This is a genomic window from Roseburia sp. TF10-5 (assembly GCF_003462365.1).
In the GTDB taxonomy this organism is placed as follows: domain Bacteria; phylum Bacillota; class Clostridia; order Lachnospirales; family Lachnospiraceae; genus Roseburia; species Roseburia faecis.
The window spans coordinates 60821-81116 of sequence record NZ_QTYW01000001.1 but is presented as its reverse complement, the minus strand read 5'-3'; the positions used below and the strand labels follow the sequence as shown (position 1 = coordinate 81116).

23 protein-coding genes are annotated in these 20296 nt (G+C 42.9%); all 23 read right to left on the bottom strand.

What is annotated here, in order from left to right:
- Positions 1 to 12: 12 nt before the first annotated feature.
- The 23 genes from tsf to fliM all read right to left on the bottom strand — a co-directional run bounded on the left by tsf (position 13) and on the right by fliM (position 20276).
- On the bottom strand, positions 13 to 1095 hold the full coding sequence (gene tsf, locus DXD06_RS00425; RefSeq protein ID WP_022046664.1) for a translation elongation factor Ts: 1083 nt from the start codon (positions 1093 to 1095) through the stop codon (positions 13 to 15).
- Positions 1096 to 1132: 37 nt separating this feature from the next.
- Positions 1133 to 1861 (bottom strand): 30S ribosomal protein S2, encoded by a 729-nt coding sequence (gene rpsB / locus DXD06_RS00420; RefSeq protein ID WP_055067960.1) that lies wholly within the window; start codon positions 1859 to 1861, stop codon positions 1133 to 1135.
- Positions 1862 to 2023: 162 nt separating this feature from the next.
- Positions 2024 to 2656, bottom strand: a complete 633-nt coding sequence (locus DXD06_RS00415; RefSeq protein ID WP_158569449.1) for an endolytic transglycosylase MltG — start codon at positions 2654 to 2656, stop codon at positions 2024 to 2026.
- Entirely contained in the window at positions 2646 to 3329 is a 684-nt protein-coding gene (locus DXD06_RS00410) for a DUF6115 domain-containing protein (RefSeq protein WP_055067905.1), read from the bottom strand. Before DXD06_RS00410 ends, DXD06_RS00415 begins: the two co-directional genes overlap by 11 nt.
- A 10-nt stretch (positions 3330 to 3339) precedes the next feature.
- On the bottom strand, positions 3340 to 3651 hold the full coding sequence (locus tag DXD06_RS00405; protein ID WP_022046668.1) for a hypothetical protein: 312 nt from the start codon (positions 3649 to 3651) through the stop codon (positions 3340 to 3342).
- Positions 3652 to 3661: 10 nt separating this feature from the next.
- Positions 3662 to 4426 carry a FliA/WhiG family RNA polymerase sigma factor gene (locus DXD06_RS00400; RefSeq protein ID WP_022046669.1) on the bottom strand — a complete coding sequence of 255 codons (765 nt, stop codon included), beginning with the start codon at positions 4424 to 4426 and terminating at the stop codon, positions 3662 to 3664.
- A 23-nt stretch (positions 4427 to 4449) separates the two neighbouring features.
- Entirely contained in the window at positions 4450 to 4785 is a 336-nt protein-coding gene (locus tag DXD06_RS00395; RefSeq protein ID WP_199535184.1) for a hypothetical protein, read from the bottom strand.
- An 11-nt stretch (positions 4786 to 4796) separates the two neighbouring features.
- Entirely contained in the window at positions 4797 to 5282 is a 486-nt protein-coding gene (locus DXD06_RS00390; RefSeq protein ID WP_055067907.1) for a chemotaxis protein CheD, read from the bottom strand.
- A gap of 15 nt (positions 5283 to 5297) precedes the next feature.
- Positions 5298 to 5918, bottom strand: coding sequence for a chemotaxis protein CheC (locus DXD06_RS00385; RefSeq protein WP_022046672.1), 621 nt, complete (start codon positions 5916 to 5918; stop codon positions 5298 to 5300).
- A 56-nt stretch (positions 5919 to 5974) separates the two neighbouring features.
- Complete coding sequence (locus DXD06_RS00380; protein WP_172679179.1) at positions 5975 to 6463, bottom strand: chemotaxis protein CheW; 489 nt, start codon at positions 6461 to 6463, stop codon at positions 5975 to 5977.
- 15 nt (positions 6464 to 6478) lie between these two features.
- Positions 6479 to 8575, bottom strand: a complete 2097-nt coding sequence (locus tag DXD06_RS00375) for a chemotaxis protein CheA (protein ID WP_117830256.1) — start codon at positions 8573 to 8575, stop codon at positions 6479 to 6481.
- A gap of 1 nt (position 8576) precedes the next feature.
- A complete protein-coding gene (cheB, locus tag DXD06_RS00370) occupies positions 8577 to 9641 on the bottom strand; it encodes a chemotaxis-specific protein-glutamate methyltransferase CheB (protein WP_055263833.1) in 1065 nt (354 codons plus the stop codon).
- A gap of 5 nt (positions 9642 to 9646) precedes the next feature.
- Complete coding sequence (locus DXD06_RS00365) at positions 9647 to 10390, bottom strand: flagellar brake protein (protein ID WP_117830254.1); 744 nt, start codon at positions 10388 to 10390, stop codon at positions 9647 to 9649.
- Between the two features lie 14 nt (positions 10391 to 10404).
- Positions 10405 to 11283 carry a MinD/ParA family protein gene (locus tag DXD06_RS00360; protein WP_055263698.1) on the bottom strand — a complete coding sequence of 293 codons (879 nt, stop codon included), beginning with the start codon at positions 11281 to 11283 and terminating at the stop codon, positions 10405 to 10407.
- Complete coding sequence (gene flhF / locus DXD06_RS00355; protein ID WP_117830252.1) at positions 11283 to 12557, bottom strand: flagellar biosynthesis protein FlhF; 1275 nt, start codon at positions 12555 to 12557, stop codon at positions 11283 to 11285. Before flhF ends, DXD06_RS00360 begins: the two co-directional genes overlap by 1 nt.
- The gene (gene flhA, locus DXD06_RS00350) at positions 12558 to 14594 is read right to left on the bottom strand and encodes a flagellar biosynthesis protein FlhA (protein WP_117830250.1); all 2037 of its coding nucleotides are present in this window, start codon (positions 14592 to 14594) and stop codon (positions 12558 to 12560) included.
- Between the two features lie 42 nt (positions 14595 to 14636).
- Positions 14637 to 15785, bottom strand: coding sequence for a flagellar biosynthesis protein FlhB (gene flhB / locus DXD06_RS00345; protein WP_243000809.1), 1149 nt, complete (start codon positions 15783 to 15785; stop codon positions 14637 to 14639).
- The gene (gene fliR, locus DXD06_RS00340; protein WP_022046681.1) at positions 15766 to 16545 is read right to left on the bottom strand and encodes a flagellar biosynthetic protein FliR; all 780 of its coding nucleotides are present in this window, start codon (positions 16543 to 16545) and stop codon (positions 15766 to 15768) included. The genes flhB and fliR overlap by 20 nt, the downstream gene beginning before the upstream one ends.
- 14 nt (positions 16546 to 16559) lie before the next feature.
- The gene (fliQ, locus tag DXD06_RS00335) at positions 16560 to 16835 is read right to left on the bottom strand and encodes a flagellar biosynthesis protein FliQ (protein ID WP_022046682.1); all 276 of its coding nucleotides are present in this window, start codon (positions 16833 to 16835) and stop codon (positions 16560 to 16562) included.
- An 11-nt stretch (positions 16836 to 16846) separates the two neighbouring features.
- Positions 16847 to 17707: a flagellar type III secretion system pore protein FliP gene (gene fliP, locus DXD06_RS00330; RefSeq protein ID WP_022046683.1), complete on the bottom strand. Its 861-nt coding sequence runs from the start codon at positions 17705 to 17707 to the stop codon at positions 16847 to 16849.
- A 2-nt stretch (positions 17708 to 17709) separates the two neighbouring features.
- On the bottom strand, positions 17710 to 18093 hold the full coding sequence (locus DXD06_RS00325) for a flagellar biosynthetic protein FliO (RefSeq protein WP_117830248.1): 384 nt from the start codon (positions 18091 to 18093) through the stop codon (positions 17710 to 17712).
- A gap of 8 nt (positions 18094 to 18101) precedes the next feature.
- The gene (gene fliY, locus DXD06_RS00320; protein ID WP_117830246.1) at positions 18102 to 19292 is read right to left on the bottom strand and encodes a flagellar motor switch phosphatase FliY; all 1191 of its coding nucleotides are present in this window, start codon (positions 19290 to 19292) and stop codon (positions 18102 to 18104) included.
- Between the two features lie 3 nt (positions 19293 to 19295).
- A complete protein-coding gene (gene fliM, locus DXD06_RS00315; protein WP_117830244.1) occupies positions 19296 to 20276 on the bottom strand; it encodes a flagellar motor switch protein FliM in 981 nt (326 codons plus the stop codon).
- Positions 20277 to 20296: the final 20 nt, after the last annotated feature.

The following is a 20296-nucleotide window of genomic DNA, read 5'->3' as shown; positions in this document are numbered from 1 at the left end:
TCTGTGAACGGATTATGCGTTCATCTGTGCAGCAACTTCTGCTGCGAAATCTTCCTGTTTCTTTTCCATACCCTCGCCAACTTCGAAACGAATCATCTTGGTGATTTTAAGATCCTTGGAAACAGACTCAAGATACTTAGCTACGGACTGCTTGCCATCTTCCGCCTTAACGTATGTCTGATCAAGAAGGCAGATCTCCTTTAACTGCTTAGATACACGACCTTCTACAAGACCGCCGAACATCTTCTCAGCAGTGATAGATGCCTTATCTGCCATAGCCAGCTCACCCAGCTGAACCTTTGCAGCATCGGAAAGGAAATTCCAGACATAATTCATATTGCTCTTATGCTCTTCGAAGTTATTGATATCCTCATCACTCCATACCTTCTCGCCGATTGCCTTGTCCAGTAATTTGTTTAAGATAGGCTTTGGAAGAGTTGTTGCATCATTTAATGCGCTGTCAATTGTGATCTCTTTGATCTTTGCAAGTTCCTCAGCGGAAATATCGTTTCTGCTGATATACTGTGGGTTCATTGCAGCAACCTGCATAGCAATGTTTGTAAGAGCCTCTTTTGCAGCATCATCAGATGCACCGTCTGCAGCGATAACAACACCGATTCTTCCGCCACCGTGAATATAAGAAGCAACAGCATCACCGGTTACCTTTGCGAATCTGCGCACAGATAACTTCTCTCCGATTGTTGCTGTCTTCTCAACAAGCAGATCACTGAGTCCGTTTGTTGCAAGAAGTGCCTCGATATCTTCGCCGTTTGCTCCACCGTTTAAATCAGAAGCAAGTGCTGTATCTGCAACTGTCTGAACAAACTCCTGGAATGTTTCATTTTTAGCAACGAAATCTGTCTCTGAGTTAACCTCAGCTACAACAGCAACATTTCCGTTTACTGCAACTCTTGCGATACCTTCCGCAGCGATTCTGCTCTGCTTCTTTTCCATCTTGGCTGCACCGCTTTTTTTCAAAACGTCAACAGCGGCATCCATATCTCCGTTTGTCTCTGTCAGAGCTTTCTTACAATCCATCATGCCTGCGCCTGTCATCTCACGCAGTTCCTTAACCATAGCAGCAGTAATTGCCATCTTTTTTTCCTCCAATTCTCGAATGATTATGCAAAAATTATTCTTCTACTGTCTCCTCAGCAGCTTCTGCAGCAACTTCCTCAGTTCCCTGCTTTGCCTCGATAACAGCATCTGCCATCTTGGAAACGATAAGCTTAACGGCTCTGATTGCATCATCATTACCTGGGATTACATAATCTAACTCGTCCGGATCACAGTTTGTATCAGCGATACCGATCAGTGTGATTCCTAAAGACTGTGCTTCCTGTACGCAGATTCTCTCCTTCTTAGGATCTACGATAAAGATAGCGTCAGGAATTCTCTTCATATCCTTGATTCCGCCAAGGTTCTTCTCTAACTTATCCCACTCTTTTTTCAGTGCAATAACTTCCTTCTTTGGCAGAACATCAAATGTTCCATCTTCAGACATGGTCTCGATTTCTTTCAGACGTGCAATACGGCTCTGGATGGTTCTGAAGTTTGTAAGCATTCCACCTAACCATCTCTCATTTACATAGTACATTCCGCAACGCTCTGCCTCAGTCTTAATAGCATCCTGTGCCTGCTTCTTTGTACCAACGAAAAGAATGGTACCTCCCTGAGCAGCGATATCGGAAATTGCATCATATGCCTCATCTACCTTGCCAACAGACTTCTGTAAGTCAATGATGTAGATACCGTTACGCTCTGTGTAGATGTATGGAGCCATTTTAGGGTTCCATCTTCTTGTCTGATGTCCGAAATGAACACCTGCCTCAAGTAACTGTTTCATAGAAATTACGCTCATTTTAATTACCTCCGTTTGGTTGATTTCTTCCATGTACTTCCTATTAGTCTGCCACCGGAAAAGCGTAGATCCGGCACCGGCAGCTTCCATACATGTGTTTAATAAAATTTAAAGCCTTTGGCATTATATCATACCAAAGGCTTTCATGCAAGCTTTATTATACTATTTTTTTGTCAGTACTTTCGCAATCTCGCTATAGTTCATTCCCTTTTCCAGCGTAAATGTCCCCACACGGATATATCTTGCATAATTGTGATCCTGCATATATTTGCGGAAATCTTCCGCATCCTTGACAAGTCCTTTCTCCTGCAGATCCTGTGCAATCTCCCTGCACACTTCTCCGCCTTTTATTGTAATGGAGACTTTTTCCTTTTTTGTTTCTTCCTTCTCGGTCTCCTGCGCTTTTTTCTTCTCTTCTTCTTTCTTTTGAGAGTCCTGTGTTTTTTTCTTTTCTTCCGCCTTTTTCTCCGACTCTTTTGGTGTGTCATTCTGTTCCGAAGAAGTATCACGCTCCGTCTGTTTTTGTGTATCGTTCTGCGGAACCTTCTGTGTCACTGCCTGTGTCGTTCTTTGTGTATCCGGAAGATTCGTTTCCTTTACCGGAAGTTCTGTTGTCTGCGTTTCTGCTTCCTGCGTCTGTGTGTCATCCGGCATGATCATTCCAAGTTCCGAAGCTCTCTGCATAGCTTTTTCATCCGACATTGCTCCGCCGTGTGCATGTAACGATACAATAAATACCAGCGAGGCAACCAGAATTCCAAGTCCGCAGCCACGTAAATAATATTTAAATCTCACTGACATCTTCCCCTTTGTATAATCCGATCACCAGCTTCACTTCTCCAAGCCCCCGTCCCAGCTTACGGGCAATTTCCACATCAGACACTCCGTTTTGATGAAGTGCAAGTACCTGATCGTTGAAGCTTCCGTTATCGGTTTCCTCTGCCACAGATGCTTTTGGTGAAATCTGCTGCGGCTGTTCCTCCACAGGCTCTGACACTTCCGTTCTTGCCGGTTCAGGCTCTTTTACTGTTTCCGTCAGATGTGTCATCATTTCATCCTGTGTATGTTTTACCTGCTCCGAAAACTGTTGTAGCTGCGATGCAAGCCCGGTCAGTTCCGTATGCTTGTCATTGAGCATATTATATAAAAAGAGAATTTCATTATGCGTTTTATTCATTGATTCAATCACCGTATTGGAATATTCGTTGATTGCCATAATTTTCTCATTCGTTTCTTTTTCCATCAGACGCTTGGCATTCTCCTGGGACTGTTCTACCACTGCATCGATTGCATCTTCTACCTTGTCATTTGCATTTTTCAGTTCCCGCTCGACAATAATCTTTAATTCCTTCTCACTTAATCTGGTTATCTCCTGTACATCTTTCGGGGTAAGTTTTTCCTGAACAAAAAAGCTTACGAGAACAAAAATGATTCCAACCAGAATCAGTGTAATTTCCACACCCGTCATATATTTTCCCTCAGATTTTCATATCAAAACTGCCGCCAACCGGATTGCCACCCGTCCGCTTCGTTTCTTTGTTTGTTTTTTTTCTCACAGATCCCTGTTTTTTATATTTGTTTTTTCCTTCTTCCCTGGCATCTGTGTGATTATCCAGCTGCTCATTTTCTTCCGGATGGATGACCTGATGATGCAGAACATCCTCCCTGTGATCCACCTGCACCTGAATATTCTGCTGATCCACCATCGGTTTTGTATCCTGCTGGTTTTTAAATGTCTCGATGTCTGCGGTACGCTGTATCGTAGCATAATTGATTGGTGCAATTGCCATAGATCCGCTCCTACTCCGTCAGAATATTCATATAAACACCCATTTTTTTACGCATCTTGTTTAATGCTTTGGTATGTAACTGGGAAATACGTGATTCTGACACTTCCAATATTTTACTGATTTCTTTTAGGGTCATATCTTCATAATAATAAAGTTCAATAACGCGCCGCTCTTTCTCCGTCAGAAGTTCCAGGGATTCCGCCAGTTTTTCTTTTAATTCTGCTTCCTCCACCACTTCTTCCGGCTGTGAAAACCGGACCGGATGCGCCGAATCAATCATTGGCTCCGGACCGTTTTCTTCAAATTCATTCAAAGACACAACATTGGTCACCTTAAGCTGTGTCTGCCAGCTGCACAGTTCCTCATCCGTCAGCCCCAGCTGCTTTGCAAGTTCTTCATCCGAAGCTGTTTTACCGGTCCTCATCTCGATCTGTTTCATCGCTTCATCAATTTTGCGCTGTCGCTGTCTTACGCTTCTTGGAATCCAGTCCATTTTACGAATCTGGTCTAAAATAGCACCACGAATCCGCAAACTCGCATATGTTTCAAATTTTACATTTTTTTCCAGATCAAATTTATCAATTGCGTCAATCAGTCCGAAAATCCCATAACTGACCAAATCATCATATTCCACATTGTGTCCAAGATACATGCTGAGTCTTCCCGCTACGAGTTTTACAAGCTGCGCATATTCAATTATCAGCTGTTCTCTAGTCTCCTGCGTTTTCTTCTGACGATACGCATCCCAGAGTTTTTCTTTATCCGCAGTTTTCATCTACATCATTCCGCCCCGGTTAATTACTTTGTTTGTTGTTCCTCCTGAACCTCCGGCTGCTCCTGCGACTGCTCCTGTGCATCTTGGGCCTGTTCAGTATTTTCCTGTTCCTCAGAGCCTTCCGCTTCCTGCTCCTCTTTAGACTCTTCCGTTTCTTCCCCGTTCTGGTCATCTTCCATATCCTTGAAGTTTCGGTCAATGATCATTTTTACCACACAACCGATCACATAAAACAGGACAAGTACCAGTAACAGCTGTCTTGTAAAATTCCAAAGTGACATGTGCGTAAGAATTGCAATCACACAGTCAATAAACCCTGCCGCCAACATAATAATAGCCGGTACACCATTGGTTTTCATCTTCTGCCCCTCTATATTACTTTAATTTCTTTTCCCACCGATTTAATTCTGAAATCTCCGGTCTCACAATCCAGTTCTACCGTACGTCCGTAATTTAAACCGGTATCCTCCGCGATCAGCGGGATCCTTAATTCTTTCAAAATAATTTTTGCTTCTTCCGCATTGCGTGCGCCTACATTTCCCACAGACGAAAGTCCGCTCATTTCAAACATGCATGCGCCCCCCGCGATCTTTGCCACAAGTCTTCTCTGATTTGCTCCCAAAGCCAGAACCTGTCTTAAAAGTTCACGGATTCCGGTATCCCCGAATTTTGCAATATTGGTATTATTTTTTAATTTTGTGCTGTCTGGCAGCATATAATGTACCAATCCACCGATTTTCGTCACCGGATCATAAAGTGTTAATCCGATACAAGAGCCCAACCCCAGTGTCGTGAGTGTATTCGGAGCTTTTGCGGTTTTCAGGTCTGCCATTCCAACCTTGATCACTTCTCCCATATTCTACGATCTCCTCTATAGCTGAATTCCAAGAGAGGATAAAATCTTTGCATAGGACTCTTCCTCAGGCATCAGGATAAAATATCCATTAATCATACGTTCATCGCCAAATTCTGTTTCAATCAGCAGCGCATTATTTCCGTACTGTCCAAACTGAATTGCCGGAACACTAAGAATCGCTCCCGCCATATCCACCGCAATATATGGAACGGATGGTAAAATCGTAAGATTTGTCATACTTGAAAGTGCAGACAGATACGAAGCCGTAATAATATTTCCGATTTCCTTCATGGCAGATAAATCCATCTCATCAAAAGGTGCATCGTTTTCCGGGTCTCTTCCCATCAGTTTGTTCACAAGATAATGGGCGGAATCCATGCGCATTAAAAACATCATGCTTCCTGTAATATCATGTGTTACTTCCAGAAAAATTCCGACAATAATCTCGTCTTCCGGACAAATTGCGGAACTCAGCTTAGAAGCTTCCATCAATTCTACTTTCGGAACATTCATATCAATCTGTTCATTGATCATGCTTGCCAGAGAAGTTGTTGCATTTCCCGCTCCGATATTTCCAATTTCGCGCAGTACGTCAATATACATTTCATTTACATTATCCAATGTAAAATCGTTCATCTTTTTCCTCCAATAACCATGTATAGTGAGGCATAGCCTCACTATACTCAGTTGTCTTATGTGTTATCTTTTTCGTCTACAATCGCATTGATTTCAAACAGGGAAATCAGCTGATCTCCGCTTGTTCCAATACCATTGATAAAAGTATCTTTTACATGATTTGAATTGATATTGTTATTTTCGATCTGATCCTCAGAAAGATTTACAACCTCACAAACCTCATCTACAATCACACCTAAAGACCCTTTATCTTCGATCTTTAAAATAATGATCCGGGATGCCGAAGTAAAGGTATCATCCTCAAGTCCCATTTTCAGACGGATACTCATAACCGGCACAATTTCGCCTCGAAGATTGATGATTCCCTTGAAATACTCCTGTGCCTTTGGCACACGGGTAATTTTCTGCATACGCACAATATTATCGACATAGCTGATATCAATTCCGTACTTTTCAGAACCGATCTGAACTACGATATACTGCTTTACTTCTTTTTCTTTATTTTTATTCTCATTTGTTTCAATCTGATTGTTTGCAATAGCCATCGTCATTCACCCCCATTACATCAGTGTGTTTGCATCCAGAATCAACGCAACTTCACCATCACCGAGGATTGTTGCACCGCTGATCAGCTTATTTCCATTGATATACTTGCCTAAAGACTTAATAACGATCTCCTGCTGTCCCATCAGATCGTCAACAACAAGTCCTACCTGACTGTCGCCTTTCTTTACAATAACAACGGTAAGGCTTTCCGGTTCTTCTTCTCTTGGTTCAATATCCAGAAGTTTGTCCAGACGAACAAGCGGAATAACGCTTCCACGCAGATGAATAACCTCTTTTGCTTCCACATACTTGATGCTGCTGACCGGTACACTCTCAATATTTGCAATGGACCCAAGGGCAATGGCATATTTTTCATCGCGGACTTCAACCATCAATGCCTGAATAATGGCAAGTGTCAGAGGAAGACGAACGGTAAATGTTGTTCCTTCCCCAAGTTTTGTCTTAACTTCCACATCACCGCCAAGCTGCTCAATGTTAGATTTTACAACGTCAAGGCCAACGCCTCTTCCGGAAATATCCGTAATCTTCTTTGCCATGGAAAAACTTGGCATAAACAGGAGATTTATGATCTCTTTCTGTGTCATGACTTCGGCCTGTTCCGGTGTAATAATATTTCGCTCGATTGCCTTTGCTTTTACCGCTTCGGTATCAATTCCGTTACCGTCATCACCCACCTGGATAATAACGTTATTTCCTTCCTGATATGCATTCAGGAAAATATTTCCGACTTCCGGCTTTCCTCTCTGGATACGAAGCTCGGTGTCTTCCAGACCATGATCCGCAGAATTACGAAGCAAATGCTGTAATGGATCACCGATCTGATCCACTACGGTACGATCCAGCTCGGTATCTTCACCGGTCATAACCAGTTCCATCTTCTTATTCAATGTACGGGACAGATCACGAATCATACGTGGGAATTTATTTACAACGCTCTCAATTGGCACCATCCGGACTTTCATAACAGATTCATGAAGGCTTGTGGTGATTCGCTCCAGATATTCAATCTGTTCATGGAATCCCTGATTGGTAAATCCTCCCTCTTCCGTTGAGCTGATGGATACCAGACTGTTCTTTGCAATGATAAGCTCGGATACCTGGTTCATAAGAGCATCCAGCTTTTCAATATCCACACGGACCGTACGGCTTGTCGCCGGTTTTCCTACACCGTTTTTCTTTGCCGGAGCCTTTTTCTTTTCCGGCGCTTTCTTTGGTGCAGCCTGTACTTCCGGTTTTGTCTCTGCCGGTTTTTCTTCTTTCTTTTCTTCCGTCTCAGTTTCTGTTACGCGTGGTGAAAAATCAGTCAGTTCTTCTCCAACGGCATCTTCAATCTCGGAAACATTCTTTGCAGCGTTCTGGATCTTGTCAAAGCTTTCCGGTGATGCGACATAAAAGCTGAATTCCTGTTCAAACTTTTCATCTTCAATATCCTGAGAGCTCGGACGATATACAAGAATCTCTCCAAAAGCCTCCACTTCGCGGAATACCAAAAAAGCTCTGGCCGCTTTTAAAAGGCACTCTTTCTGGATCATAACCGTCATGCCGTAAATATGCATTCCACTGTCTTTTGCAGTCATAACGGCATCCCGCTCCTGATCCGTCAGATCAATCTGAAGATACAGTTTGTGGTCTCCATTGTCTGTCGGCGCCGCTGCTTCTTTTTCTGTTTCTGCAGGTGCTGCCTCTGCGGCAGCAGCCTCTCCGTTTGCTTTTGCGAGGAAATTGTTCAGTTCCTTGATAATGACTTCATTGTCTTCCTCACCTTCATCAGAGGTTGCCTTAATATTTTCAAGATATCCGTCAATTGCATCCAGACACTTGAACAGCAGATCAATCATCTGACTGTCTACCTGGATTTTCTCGCTGCGGACTTCCTGGAACACATTTTCCATATCATGTGTCAGGTGCTGCATTCTCTTAAATCCCATTGTACCGGCCATTCCTTTTAAAGAATGGGCTGCACGGAAGATTTCATTGATAACGTCCTTGTTATCCGGTTCTTTTTCCAGTTCCATGATGCAGTCACTTAACGTCTGTAAATGTTCTGCACTTTCATCGATAAAGATTTCAAGGTATTGGCTTACATCCATGTTATTTTACCCCCACATTTTTTGTGATTGTCTGTGCAACTTCATCCAGTGGTACAACTTCATCTACCACACCTGCTTCATAGATTGCCTTCGGCATTCCGTATACCACACAGGTTTCTTCGTTTTGTGCAATTACGCGAATCGGTTTTGATCTTCCCAGCGAAAGAATTCCATTGGTTCCATCCGCTCCCATTCCTGTCAGGACAACACATACGATTTCATCATAGCTGCTTCCCGTCAGTGAATCATACATAAGATTTGCACACGGCTTCAGTCCTCCGATTGCCGGTGTTGCATCATCGAGTACAATGCTGTTGTTTCCGTCTGCGGTTTTTGCAACTTTCAAATGTTTTCCGCCCGGAGCAATATAAACACATCCCTTTTGCAGCCGCTCTCCATGTTCTGCTTCCTTCACCCTGATTTTGCTCAGATCATCAAGTCTGTCAGCCATGGATTTGGTAAATCCCGGCGGCATATGCTGTACAAGTACAACCGGGGCATCCAGTTCTTTCGGAAGAAACGGAATCACACTCTGTAACGCTTTCGGTCCGCCTGTGGAACAAGCCAGTGCAACCAGTTTGTTCTTTCCGCCTGTCGCTTTGCGCATCATCGGTGCTTTTGCAGCCGGTTTTACTGCCGGACGGACACTTTCTGCTGCCTTTTGTGTTGCAAGAACAGCATTCAATACGCCAAGAAGCTGTCTTTTGAATGCCTCTCCTTTTGCCTCTATGATGTTTGTCGGTTTCGCCACAAAATCAATTGCTCCGCGCTCCATGGCTAAAATGGTAACATCTGCTTCCCTGCTGTCGGTAAGTGTACTTACCATAACCACATTTGCACGTATGCCTTCTTTTTGTAACTTTTCGAGTAACTGCAGTCCATCCATGCGTGGCATATTCACATCCAGAACCACACCGTCATAGCTGGTATGCTTCAGTTTCTCATATGCCTCAAGACCATCTCTGCAATAGTCCGTTGCCTGAAATTTACTGTCTGAATTGATTATATCACACATGACCCTTCTCATGAGTGCAGAATCATCAACTACTAAAATGTTTTTTTTCATATGAGTCACCCAACTTCTTTCCTGCGAATTCTTCTCTCTTCCTCAAAAACGAAGCGTACGATTTTTTCACGGTCCCGGAGATCCCGGAACAGAAATTTTACCCGGTGAATGTACATTTCCTCTATCGCTGGATGTTTTTCTGTTGCAATCACCTGTCCCGGAAGATAAAAAGTTTCATCCGAATATTCATTTGTCAGTCTGATCACCAGAAGAATATTTTGGTTCTGTTTTATCCATTGTCCAGAGACAAAGCGGATTCCACCGCCACTGATATTCTGAATCGTTCCCTCACGTACCTGATCAATATATTCCGGCTTTTGAATTTCCGTAAACAATTCTTCCGTTGTCTGCATCTGTGCCGTCTGTTCCGATATTTCGTAATATTTTAACGGTGTCGTATAAGGAATCCGGAAAAATTCCCGGCGCTGAAATTTCTGTAATCCGGAAGTAATCACAATTTTGAGCAGATACAGATTTTCTTTGCGATAACGTTTCTTCACAACTGCTGTGCAGTTATACATACCGCCTTTTGTATAAAAAACAATGCTGCACTCCCTCTCCAGTTGAAATAACACCATTCTTCCACCACTTGTCGGCATAGAAATTTCCAATTCCTGATCCGAAAAAATGTCGCTGACCGCACTTTGATAGATTTTCGCGATCTCTCCTCCATTATCTTCCTGGTTCGCTTCATGCAGCATTTTAATATCAATTTTGTCTCCCGGAGTAATCACATCTGAAAGTTTCATAATTATTCATCTCCCTATTTTCGGTTTGATAAAAAACTGGAAAACATCTGTGCTATTCCCCACCGTACCGGTGTCTTCTGCCGGGTGCCGTTTAACAGATGATCTGCAAGTTCTGAAATCGCCCTGGCAGATTTTGCATTCGGGTCACTCATGGTAACTGTCTTTTGCTGCCTTACCGCCCGTTCCAAAGCAGCATCCTGTGGAATCATCCCCAGATAATTCAGACTTCCATGTAAAAACTTAGACACTACGGAATTCACTTTCTCATAAATTGCCTGTCCCTCGTCCCGGGAATTTACCCGGTTGGTTACTATGTGGATGGTTGTCTCTTCCTCCACAAAATCGGGATTGCGGTACAATGCTTTCAAAAGCGAATACGCATCCGTCAGGGAACTTGGTTCCGGTGTGGATACCAGTAATACCTCCGGACTTGCCATGACAAATTCCAGAACCTGATCCGAGATTCCTGCCCCCGTATCAATCAGGATAAAATCTGCCAGTTCATTCAATGTGTCAATCGAATTTACGATATATAAAATCTGTTCTTTTGTAAGATTGTTCAATCCGATAATTCCTGAGCCACCGGATATAAACCCGATATCCATGGGTCCAGGTGTGATTATTTCACGAATTGACTTTCCACGGTATATAAAATCAGACAAATTATACTGTGGGATTGCACCAAACATTACCTCAACGTTTGCGAGACCAAAATCAGCATCAAAAATAATCACCCTCTTGCCTGCTTTTCTGAGACATACCGCAAGATTTACTGCGAGATTCGACTTTCCGACCCCGCCTTTTCCGCTGGTAATCGTCACCACCCGTGCATTATTCTGATTATTCTGATTGTGCAGTTTTATTACATTTCGCAATTGTTCTGCCTGATCCATTACGAATTGCCCCCTAATAATTGTTTCACGATCTTTTGTGTATCAAATAATTCAATATCATCCGGTACATTCTGTCCATTTGTCGTATAAGACAGTTCCGCATCTGAATACAGCTTAATATTGAGCAAATTTCCATACGTTGATGTCTCATCCAGTTTTGTAAAAATCAGTTTAAACTCAGATATTGTGTGATAGGTATCTACAATATCAAGCAAATCTCTGTATTTCGTTGTAGCGCTGAGAACTAAATATACTTCACTTGTATATTCAGGGTCAACTCCCTGAATCAGGTTTCTGATATCCTCTTTCTGTTCCTCATTTTTATGGGAAAATCCGGCAGTATCAACGAAAACAAGATCGTATTCCGCATATTTTCCAATTGCTTCATTCAGTTCCTCTTTAGAATACACGATAGACATAGGTGCGTCAAGAATATTTGCATACACCTGTAGCTGTTCTGTTGCTGCGATCCGGTAGGTATCTGCAGTAATAAACGCTACTTTTTTTTCATAATCCACCTTATATTTGGACGCAATTTTAGCGATTGTTGTGGTTTTGCCAACACCGGTAGGTCCGATAAAAAATACAACATGCGGTTTTGCCCCACTTAAATCCAGTGATTTTGGCTGACCGAAACGCAAAATCAGCTTCTGGTAAACATTGGAAAGAATTGTATCCACACTGTGTCCCGGACGGATAAATTTTTCAATTTCACCAAGAATCTGATTGACATACTGTTCGCTCACCTCGTTTTTTAACAGCGTACTGTAGAGAATCCGGACAAAATTAAGTTCTTCCGAAGACGGTCCCTTTGGTGCTTCCGGCTCCTTTGGATTTTTCCCACCAAGGGATTTTTCCAGACGGTCAGATAAAACCTCAAGCCTTTCTTCTAATTTTTTTTCATCATTATCCTGTGTCATGTTCTGTGATTGTGGCATACGTGCTGGCTCCTGTCTGGTCGCTTGTGCGTTACCTTCCTGTTCCTGCAGTTTCGGAATGGTAATCGGTTCATCCGCCGCAAGATTGATCATGTCGTGCAGTTTTCCTTCTTTTGCCATACTCTGTGTCATCTGTGCTGCCTGCATGGCATTGGAAAAATGTTCTTTTTCCTCCATTGCCGCAGTCACTTCAAATGTTGAATTCTTAAACGCACGAAACAGCCCCTTCGGTTTTACCTCACGGATGTTCATAATGACCGCACGTTCTCCAAATTCTTCTTTTGCCTTTGCAATGGCTTCTTCCTGTGTTTTTCCCTGAAATTTATTAATTGTCATTTATGCTGTCACCATCCCTACCGATTGCAGCTCCACATCAGATTCTACTTCATTATAAGAGACAACAATCAGATCTTTGAAATAATCTTCTGTAAGTTTTTTAAAATACATACGCACAATTGGCGATGTAATAATGATCGGATTCTTTCCGAGGCTTTCGAGTTTCTCGGTTTCTGTCCGCACGGAATCCATAATTGCTTTTGTTTTCTCCGGGTCCATCGTCAGATATGCACCCTGCTCTGTCTGCTTGACCGAAGACATGATTTCCTGTTCCACTTTCGGATCAAGCGTAATGACACTGGTCGTTTCGTTCGACGGGAAATATTTGCTCGAAATTGCACGCTTCAGGCTCTGCCTTACATATTCCGTCAGCACATCCGTATCCCTCGATGTCTGTGCATGGTCTGCCAGCGATTCGAAAATAGACAAAAGATCCCGGATCGAAATGCCTTCCCGCAAAAGATTCTGCAGTACTTTCTGAATCTCTCCAAGGCCAAGAAGTTTCGGCGTGAGTTCGTCCACAAGAACCGGATTGGATTCTTTTAAGTTGTTGACCAGGTTTTGTACATCCTGTCTGGTCAGAAGCTCTGCGATGTGGCTTCGGATTACTTCTGTCAAATGCGTCGCAATGATAGACGGTGCATCAACTACCGTATATCCAAGACTCTCTGCACGTTCCCTCTGTGCTTCCGTAATCCAGATGGCCGGAAGATGGAAAGACGGTTCAAATGTAGGAATACCCGTAATTTCTTCCTCCACATATCCCGGATTCATTGCCATATAATGGTCAAAAAGGATTTCTCCTTCCGTTACCTGTACGCCTTTGATCTTGATAATATACTGATTCGGATTTAACTGGATATTATCCCTCAGACGGATAATCGGAACAACCGTACCAAGTTCCAGTGCAATCTGCCGCCGGATCATTACCACACGATCCAGAAGATCTCCACCCTGGTTTACATCTGCCAGCGGAATAATACCATATCCGAATTCGAGTTCGATCGGATCGACCTGAAGCAGGGAAACCACATTCTCCGGTTTCCGGATCTCTTCCGCCTCCGTCTCCGCCTGCTGTACTTCTTCCTCAATATTTTCTTCGCCGATATTCTTGCTGATATTTTTGCCGGCGATGATAAACACCAGACCAAGTGCAATAAATAAAACCGGATTTAACGGAGTAAAAATTCCGAGGAAAACCAGCACGGAACCTACAATATAAAGTACCCTCGGAATTCCAAAAAGCTGCTTGACCAGAATTCCGGAAAAGTCTGCCTCGTTTGATCCCTTGGTAACAAGTATACCGGTTGCAAGAGAAATCAGAAGAGACGGAATCTGGGACACCAGACCATCACCGATTGTCAGCAGACCATACTGCTGGATGGCATCTGCAAATCCAAGTCCCTGATTCATAACTCCCATAATGGTTCCGCCGATCAGGTTAATAAAGGTGATGATCAGACCTGCCGTAGCATCTCCCTTTACATACTTTGTGGCACCATCCATCGCGCCGAAGAAACTGGATTCTCTCTGAATCTTTTCCCGTCGTTCCTTTGCCTCCGCATCGGTGATCGCACCGGTATTTAAGTCCGCATCAATCGCCATCTGTTTACCAGGCATGGCATCGAGTGTAAATCTGGCGGTTACTTCGGATACACGTTCCGAACCTTTATTGATAACAATAAACTGAATCAATACGAGGACAATAAATACAATGGAACCGACCACCATATTTCCTCCGCCGACGAACGAACCGAATGTCTTAACAACGTTACCAGGATCTCCCGTCAGAAGAATCAGACGGGTGGAAGATACGTTCAGAGAAATTCGAAAAATAGTCGTAAACAAAAGTAATGTCGGGAAGAAAGACATATCCAGTACTTCCCGAACAAACAATACATTAAATACAATGATTAAGGCGATGGAAATGTTAAATGCAAGCATCACATCCAGCAATACAGATGGAATTGGAACAATGAAGAAAACTACTGCCGCCAAAAGATATAAACCTACACCGATATCCGCTTTCTTCAGCATCCTGCACAACCTCCTTTCGCACCTGTTTGTTGTATAACTGCACTACTGTATATTTTTGGCCTTGTATACGGCAGCAAGAACTTCTGCCACAGCCTGGTAAAGCTCCGGCGGAATTTCTGCTCCCACATCAACATTGTGATAGAGCATACGTGCCAGAGGCTTATTTTCAACAATTTCAATTTTATTCTCCCTCGCCACTTCCTTAATCTTTTGCGCAAGGTAATCTTCTCCTTTTGCAAGGACAACCGGGGCAGAACTGACTTTTGCCTCATATTTCAATGCTACGGCAAAATGCGTCGGGTTTGTGATGACCACATCCGCCTTGGGCACATCCTGCATCATTCGCTTCTGGGATACCTCCTGCATTTTACGGCGCTGCCGTCCTTTGATCTGCGGATCTCCCTCTGTATTTTTGTATTCATCTTTTACTTCCTGCTTGGTCATCTTCATATCTTCATTAAACTTATGTTTCTGATATATAAAGTCAGCCAGACCAATCACAAGATAAACAATACTGATTTTTATTCCCGTATTGATAATCAGAGTCCCCACAAGCGCAACCGCCTGATTCAGTCCCAGATCATACAACGCAAACAGATCATTTGCATTATCTTTTATGGAAGTATACGCGATATATATGATGATCACAATCTTTAAAATGGATTTCACCAATTCAAAGAGCGAATCTTTCGAAAAGATACGTTTGAATCCGTTCAATGGATTCAGCTTGGAAAGTTCCGGTTTCATGGGTTTTGTGGAAACTTTCCATCCTACCTGCACAATGCTGACCAGAAGCGTAACAACAAATCCAAACGCCATAAACGGAAGCATAATGAGCAGGCTTTTCAAGGTGACGGAGGCAATCAGGCCTGCCACAGCCTGTACCGACAATCCGCCCTCATTTATTTTAACAAAATCCGGCATATTTTCATAGATATAAGAAAAAATATCTATGAATTTCCCTCCCACAAAGGAAACAAAAATTTTCAGGCATAGAAACAAAACGATCAGGTCAAATGCCGAATTCAGTTCGCGGCTTTTTGCAACCTTACCTTCATCTCTGGCATCTTTTAATTTCTTGGCGGTTGCAGGTTCTGTCTTCTCGCCGCCTTCGCCGTCTTTTGCAAACCATTGCAGATTATAATGCAATATTCGATTCTGATTTTTTTCGTCAATACAAACCTTCTGCAACAAGCTTCACCATCGTCTTTATTTCATCAAAAATATAATTTGCCACATTCGGCAACAGGAACACGATCAGATACAAAACAACAAATCCAACCAGAATCTTCAGCTGCATACCGATCGAAAACATATTCATCTGCGGTGCCACACGTGCCATAATTCCAAGTACACAGTTCAAAACCATAATGCAGGCAAAAAACGGAAGAAAAATCCGAAACCCTATGATGAATGAATCTCCCATATAGCGTGTGATTGCAGATAACAGATGATCCCATGCAAATTTCTGGTGGGCAATCGGAATTACGGAAAAAGAATCCGTAACCGCACGTACCAGATAGGTATAAAAATCAGATGTAATCAAAAGAAGCAGAACCAGATAATAATACAGATTTCCTGTCAGTGTGGTTTCTGTTCCCATGTCCTGATTAAATTCGGTAGACATGGACAGACCAATATCCATATCTATAATATTTCCTGCAAACAAAACAATGGAATTACAGATGCTTGCCGCATACCCAATCAGCAGTCCCGTAATTCCCTCTTTGATCACAACTACCGCATACCCGACAACACTTGCGTATGTCAGCTCCGGCCGATCTACTACATTGTATAAAAGCAATGAGACAAAAAATGAAAATCCGATTTTAATCTGATTGGGAATTCCCTGCTGCCCCAATAACGGGGCCACATACACAAAACAGGTAACTCTTACCAGAATCAGCAGAAAATATTCAAAATTTTCAAGTGTAAATACATAATTAACCATATCTTTTTATCAAATCACATACTCAGATAGGTACTGAAATTCGACCACAGACGCTCCACCAGTTCGGTCATGTTATTTAACATCCAGGAGCCGCAAAGGATCATTGCAGCAAATACCGCAATAATCTTTGGAACAAACGTAAGTGTCTGCTCCTGAATGGATGTAACCGTCTGAAAAATACTGATAATCAGACCAACCACCAGGGAAACCAGAAGCAGCGGTGCCGACGTGATCAGAATGGTATAAATTGCATCTCTTGCAATATCAAGAACTGCACCCTGTGAAATCATACGGTATCCTCCTAATAAAATGTCTGGACGAGGGATTTTATGACAAGATCCCATCCATCCGCCAGAACAAACAACAAAATCTTAAACGGCAACGAAATGGTTGTCGGAGGAAGCATCATCATACCCATGGACATCAGTACGGATGACACCACCATATCAATTACAATAAACGGAATATAAATCAAAAATCCCATAATGAATGCTTTCCGAAGCTCGCTCAGAATGAATGCCGGAACCAGTGTGGTAAACGGAACATCCGACAATTCCTTTGTATCTTTATACGTTTCTCCGGAAATCTCCGCAAAAAGATTCACATCCCTTATCTGGATCTTTGCATCTTTGATCATAAATTCACGAATCGGTCCTTCTGCTTTTTCAAAAAATTCCGACTGTGTGATTTCTCCCTTATCGAGCGGCTGAATTGCCTCTTTGTTGATCTGCTGGAACGTTGGCCACATGATAAAAAATGTCAGAAACAATGCCAGACCGATCAAAACCTGGTTGGGTGGTGTCGTCTGCGTTCCGATCGCAGTCCTAAGGAAATGAAGTACAATGATAATTCGTGTAAACGAAGTCATCATAATCAGAATCGATGGTGCAAGTGATAGAATTGTCAACACCAGAAGCATCTTGATCGGTGTGGAAACCGATCCGGAATCATTGTTATATGTAATTGACAATCCATTGGCATTGTCTGTATTATGATCTGCTCCCTGTGTATCTTTCTGTGTAATCTTTGTAATACTGTCCGGGTCCATGGAACTTGCATAGACACGTCCCGGATGCATCATGCATAATGTAATTGTAAGTATTAAAACCGCACACGCAAACGCAAAACTTGCAATGCAGTATATCTTTTTCCCTTTGCTCATCTTTATCCTTGCTTCTTTGGTAACTTGTCTTTTAACTGGTTGAGAATTTCCGCAAAAGAATCCTGCTTTTTCCCACTCTGTTCCAGCTCAAAAGAGAAATCTTTTAATTGATCCCTCGTAAGCTGTGCCAGAAGATGTACTTCCTCTTTTCCAACAGAAACAACCAGATAGACACTGCCGGCTTCCACAATACTGATCGTCTTGTTATTGCCGACACTGATTGTCTCTATCACATGCAGATTCTTATTATTCTGGCGTCCACGCTGCATACCTCCCATCCATCTGGTGGTAAGATATGTAGCAGCCAGAACAACAGCAAAAATAAACAGTGCACCCAAAAGTTGTATAAAGCTTTCCAGAGAACCTGTCAGTAACACATTTGTCATGTCTGTTTCTACTTTCCGCCTGTTCTTGAAGCATTGACAATTTCCGTGATTCGAACACCGAAACTTTCTTCAATGACAACAACTTCGCCCTTTGCGACATATTTTCCATTGACAAGCACATCAATCGGCTCGCCTGCCAGTTTATTCAACTCAATAATTTTTCCCGGTCCCAGATCCAGAATATCTGAAATGGATTTTGTTGTCCTTCCAAGCTCAACTGTCACCTGAAGCGGAACATCCATAATCAGATCAATATTTTCCGGCTGGTAATTTCCAAGATTTCCACCCGCAAATGCGCTAAATTGTGCCGGCTGAACATTAACCGGCTGTCCCATGTTCTGATTCATCATAGTATTTCCCATCATCGCCTGTCCCATTGGCTGCCCCATTGGCTGCCCCATTTGTGCTGTATTCTGTGAAGCCATCTGCTGTGACTGCTGTGCTGCGGCAGCTGCTGCTGGCTGTGCCCCTGCCGGATTGCCGGAATTTGCTGCTGAGGAATCGGCCGTCACACTCTGACTGTCCATTTCCATCGTTTTTGCCACTCCATCACACATATCCTTTGCAAATGAAATCGGATACAGCTGCATAATTGTACTGTCAACCAGATCCCCGATTTCCATACGGAAAGAGATCTTAACAAACTTTCCGGTAAGGAAGGAATCAATCTCCGCTTCATCGATGTCTTCCTGCAGATTGATCACCGTTGCATTTGGCGGACTGATATCAATCTTGCGGTTTAACATGGAAGAAAGAGAAGTTGCCGCGGAACCCATCATCTGATTCATGGCTTCACTGATTGCGGACAAATGCAGTTCTCCAAGTTCGCCATCTGTATTGGTTCCGTCTCCTCCCATCATCAGATCCGTGATGACTTTTACATCATGTTCTCTTAAGACAAGAATATTGCTTCCATCCAGTCCTACGGTATATGCAATCCGGATAAACACACAGGGTTTTTCATACTCCTGTACAATGTCATCCCATGTGCCGTAAGAAACAACCGGAGTTGAAATTTCCACCTTATGATTAACGAGCGAAAACAACGTTGTCGCCGCAGTTCCCATACTTATATTGGCAATCTCTCCGATCGCGTCTTTTTGTGCATCAGACAGTTCATTTTCCGCAGAATCACTCGCTTCTGCTCCAGGTTCATTCAGCAGTGCGTTAATTTCTTCCTGCGATAATACTCCATCCATAGTTTATTGCTCCTCTCTGATCACCGAAGTGACCCTGACTGCATATTTATCCCCCGATGATCCGGGAAGTGCAGTAAATTTACGAATATTTCCAACATAAATATCCAATTCATCTTCTACCTTGCGATTCAGCCGGATAATATCTCCCGGTTGCAGCATGGCAAAATCATTTACCGATATCATACTGTTTCCAAGAACAGCTTTGATCGGTATCTGTGCGCGCCGAATCAAGGTCTCAATGGATTCCGTGTAATCGGTATTGTCCTGATTCTGCAAATTTGAATACCAGTATTTCGTATTCAGTTTATCAATCACATCCTCAAGAGTCAGGTACGGAAGACAGACATTCATCAGGCCTTCCACTTCCCCGATCTTAAGGTTAATTGTCACAATCGCAATCATTTCACTCGGAGAAATAATCTGTGCATACTGGGAATTGGTTTCAATTCTCTCTAACCGGGGATGAATATCCGCCACGTTTTCCCATGGTTCCCGTAAAAGGTTGACGCACACAATCATTATCCGCTCGATAATCAGAAGTTCAATTTCTGAGAACTCACGAACCTTGTCCATAGGATCTCCTCTGCCACCGAGCATACGGTCAACAATCGTATACCCCAGATTTGATGCCATTTCCAAAATAATATTTCCCTTGAGGGGTGCAAAATTCACAATTCCCAAAAGAACCGGATTCGACAGCGCATTGGAAAATTCAGAATACGTAACCGCTTCTGAATTCACCACCTCTACCTGAACATTTTTCCGTAAATACACGGGCAGGTTCGTAGATAAAAGTCTGCCATAATGTTCGAATATCATTTCCATGGTACGCAGATGTTCCTTGGAAAATTTGGAAGGACGGGCAAAATCGTACTCTTTTACCTTTTTTTCATTATTGTCTTTTATTTCATCCACATCCAGCTCACCGGTACTAAGTGCTGCCAGCAAGTTGTCTATCTCATTTTGGGATAATACGTCACCCATCAGTCTTTCACCACCTGTAA

Bases quoted from the DNA above. Each gene is read 5' to 3' on its own strand.
- fliM (WP_117830244.1), bottom strand. From the start codon at position 20,276: ATGGGTGACGTATTATCCCAAAATGAGATAGACAACTTGCTGGCAGCA.
- fliR (WP_022046681.1), bottom strand. From the start codon at position 16,545: ATGGTTAATTATGTATTTACACTTGAAAATTTTGAATATTTTCTGCTG.
- DXD06_RS00410 (WP_055067905.1), bottom strand. From the start codon at position 3,329: ATGACGGGTGTGGAAATTACACTGATTCTGGTTGGAATCATTTTTGTT.
- DXD06_RS00385 (WP_022046672.1), bottom strand. From the start codon at position 5,918: ATGAACGATTTTACATTGGATAATGTAAATGAAATGTATATTGACGTA.
- DXD06_RS00400 (WP_022046669.1), bottom strand. From the start codon at position 4,426: ATGAAAACTGCGGATAAAGAAAAACTCTGGGATGCGTATCGTCAGAAG.
- DXD06_RS00395 (WP_199535184.1), bottom strand. From the start codon at position 4,785: ATGAAAACCAATGGTGTACCGGCTATTATTATGTTGGCGGCAGGGTTT.
- DXD06_RS00360 (WP_055263698.1), bottom strand. From the start codon at position 11,283: ATGGATCAGGCAGAACAATTGCGAAATGTAATAAAACTGCACAATCAG.
- fliQ (WP_022046682.1), bottom strand. From the start codon at position 16,835: ATGATTTCACAGGGTGCAGTTCTTGATATTGCAAGAGATGCAATTTAT.
- DXD06_RS00325 (WP_117830248.1), bottom strand. From the start codon at position 18,093: ATGACAAATGTGTTACTGACAGGTTCTCTGGAAAGCTTTATACAACTT.
- fliP (WP_022046683.1), bottom strand. From the start codon at position 17,707: ATGAGCAAAGGGAAAAAGATATACTGCATTGCAAGTTTTGCGTTTGCG.
- DXD06_RS00365 (WP_117830254.1), bottom strand. From the start codon at position 10,390: ATGAAACTTTCAGATGTGATTACTCCGGGAGACAAAATTGATATTAAA.
- tsf (WP_022046664.1), bottom strand. From the start codon at position 1,095: ATGGCAATTACTGCTGCTATGGTTAAGGAACTGCGTGAGATGACAGGC.
- flhF (WP_117830252.1), bottom strand. From the start codon at position 12,557: ATGACAATTAATAAATTTCAGGGAAAAACACAGGAAGAAGCCATTGCA.
- rpsB (WP_055067960.1), bottom strand. From the start codon at position 1,861: ATGAGCGTAATTTCTATGAAACAGTTACTTGAGGCAGGTGTTCATTTC.
- fliY (WP_117830246.1), bottom strand. From the start codon at position 19,292: ATGGATGGAGTATTATCGCAGGAAGAAATTAACGCACTGCTGAATGAA.
- DXD06_RS00405 (WP_022046668.1), bottom strand. From the start codon at position 3,651: ATGGCAATTGCACCAATCAATTATGCTACGATACAGCGTACCGCAGAC.
- DXD06_RS00390 (WP_055067907.1), bottom strand. From the start codon at position 5,282: ATGGGAGAAGTGATCAAGGTTGGAATGGCAGACCTGAAAACCGCAAAA.
- DXD06_RS00375 (WP_117830256.1), bottom strand. From the start codon at position 8,575: ATGGATGTAAGCCAATACCTTGAAATCTTTATCGATGAAAGTGCAGAA.
- DXD06_RS00380 (WP_172679179.1), bottom strand. From the start codon at position 6,463: ATGGCTATTGCAAACAATCAGATTGAAACAAATGAGAATAAAAATAAA.
- cheB (WP_055263833.1), bottom strand. From the start codon at position 9,641: ATGAAAAAAAACATTTTAGTAGTTGATGATTCTGCACTCATGAGAAGG.
- flhA (WP_117830250.1), bottom strand. From the start codon at position 14,594: ATGCTGAAGAAAGCGGATATCGGTGTAGGTTTATATCTTTTGGCGGCA.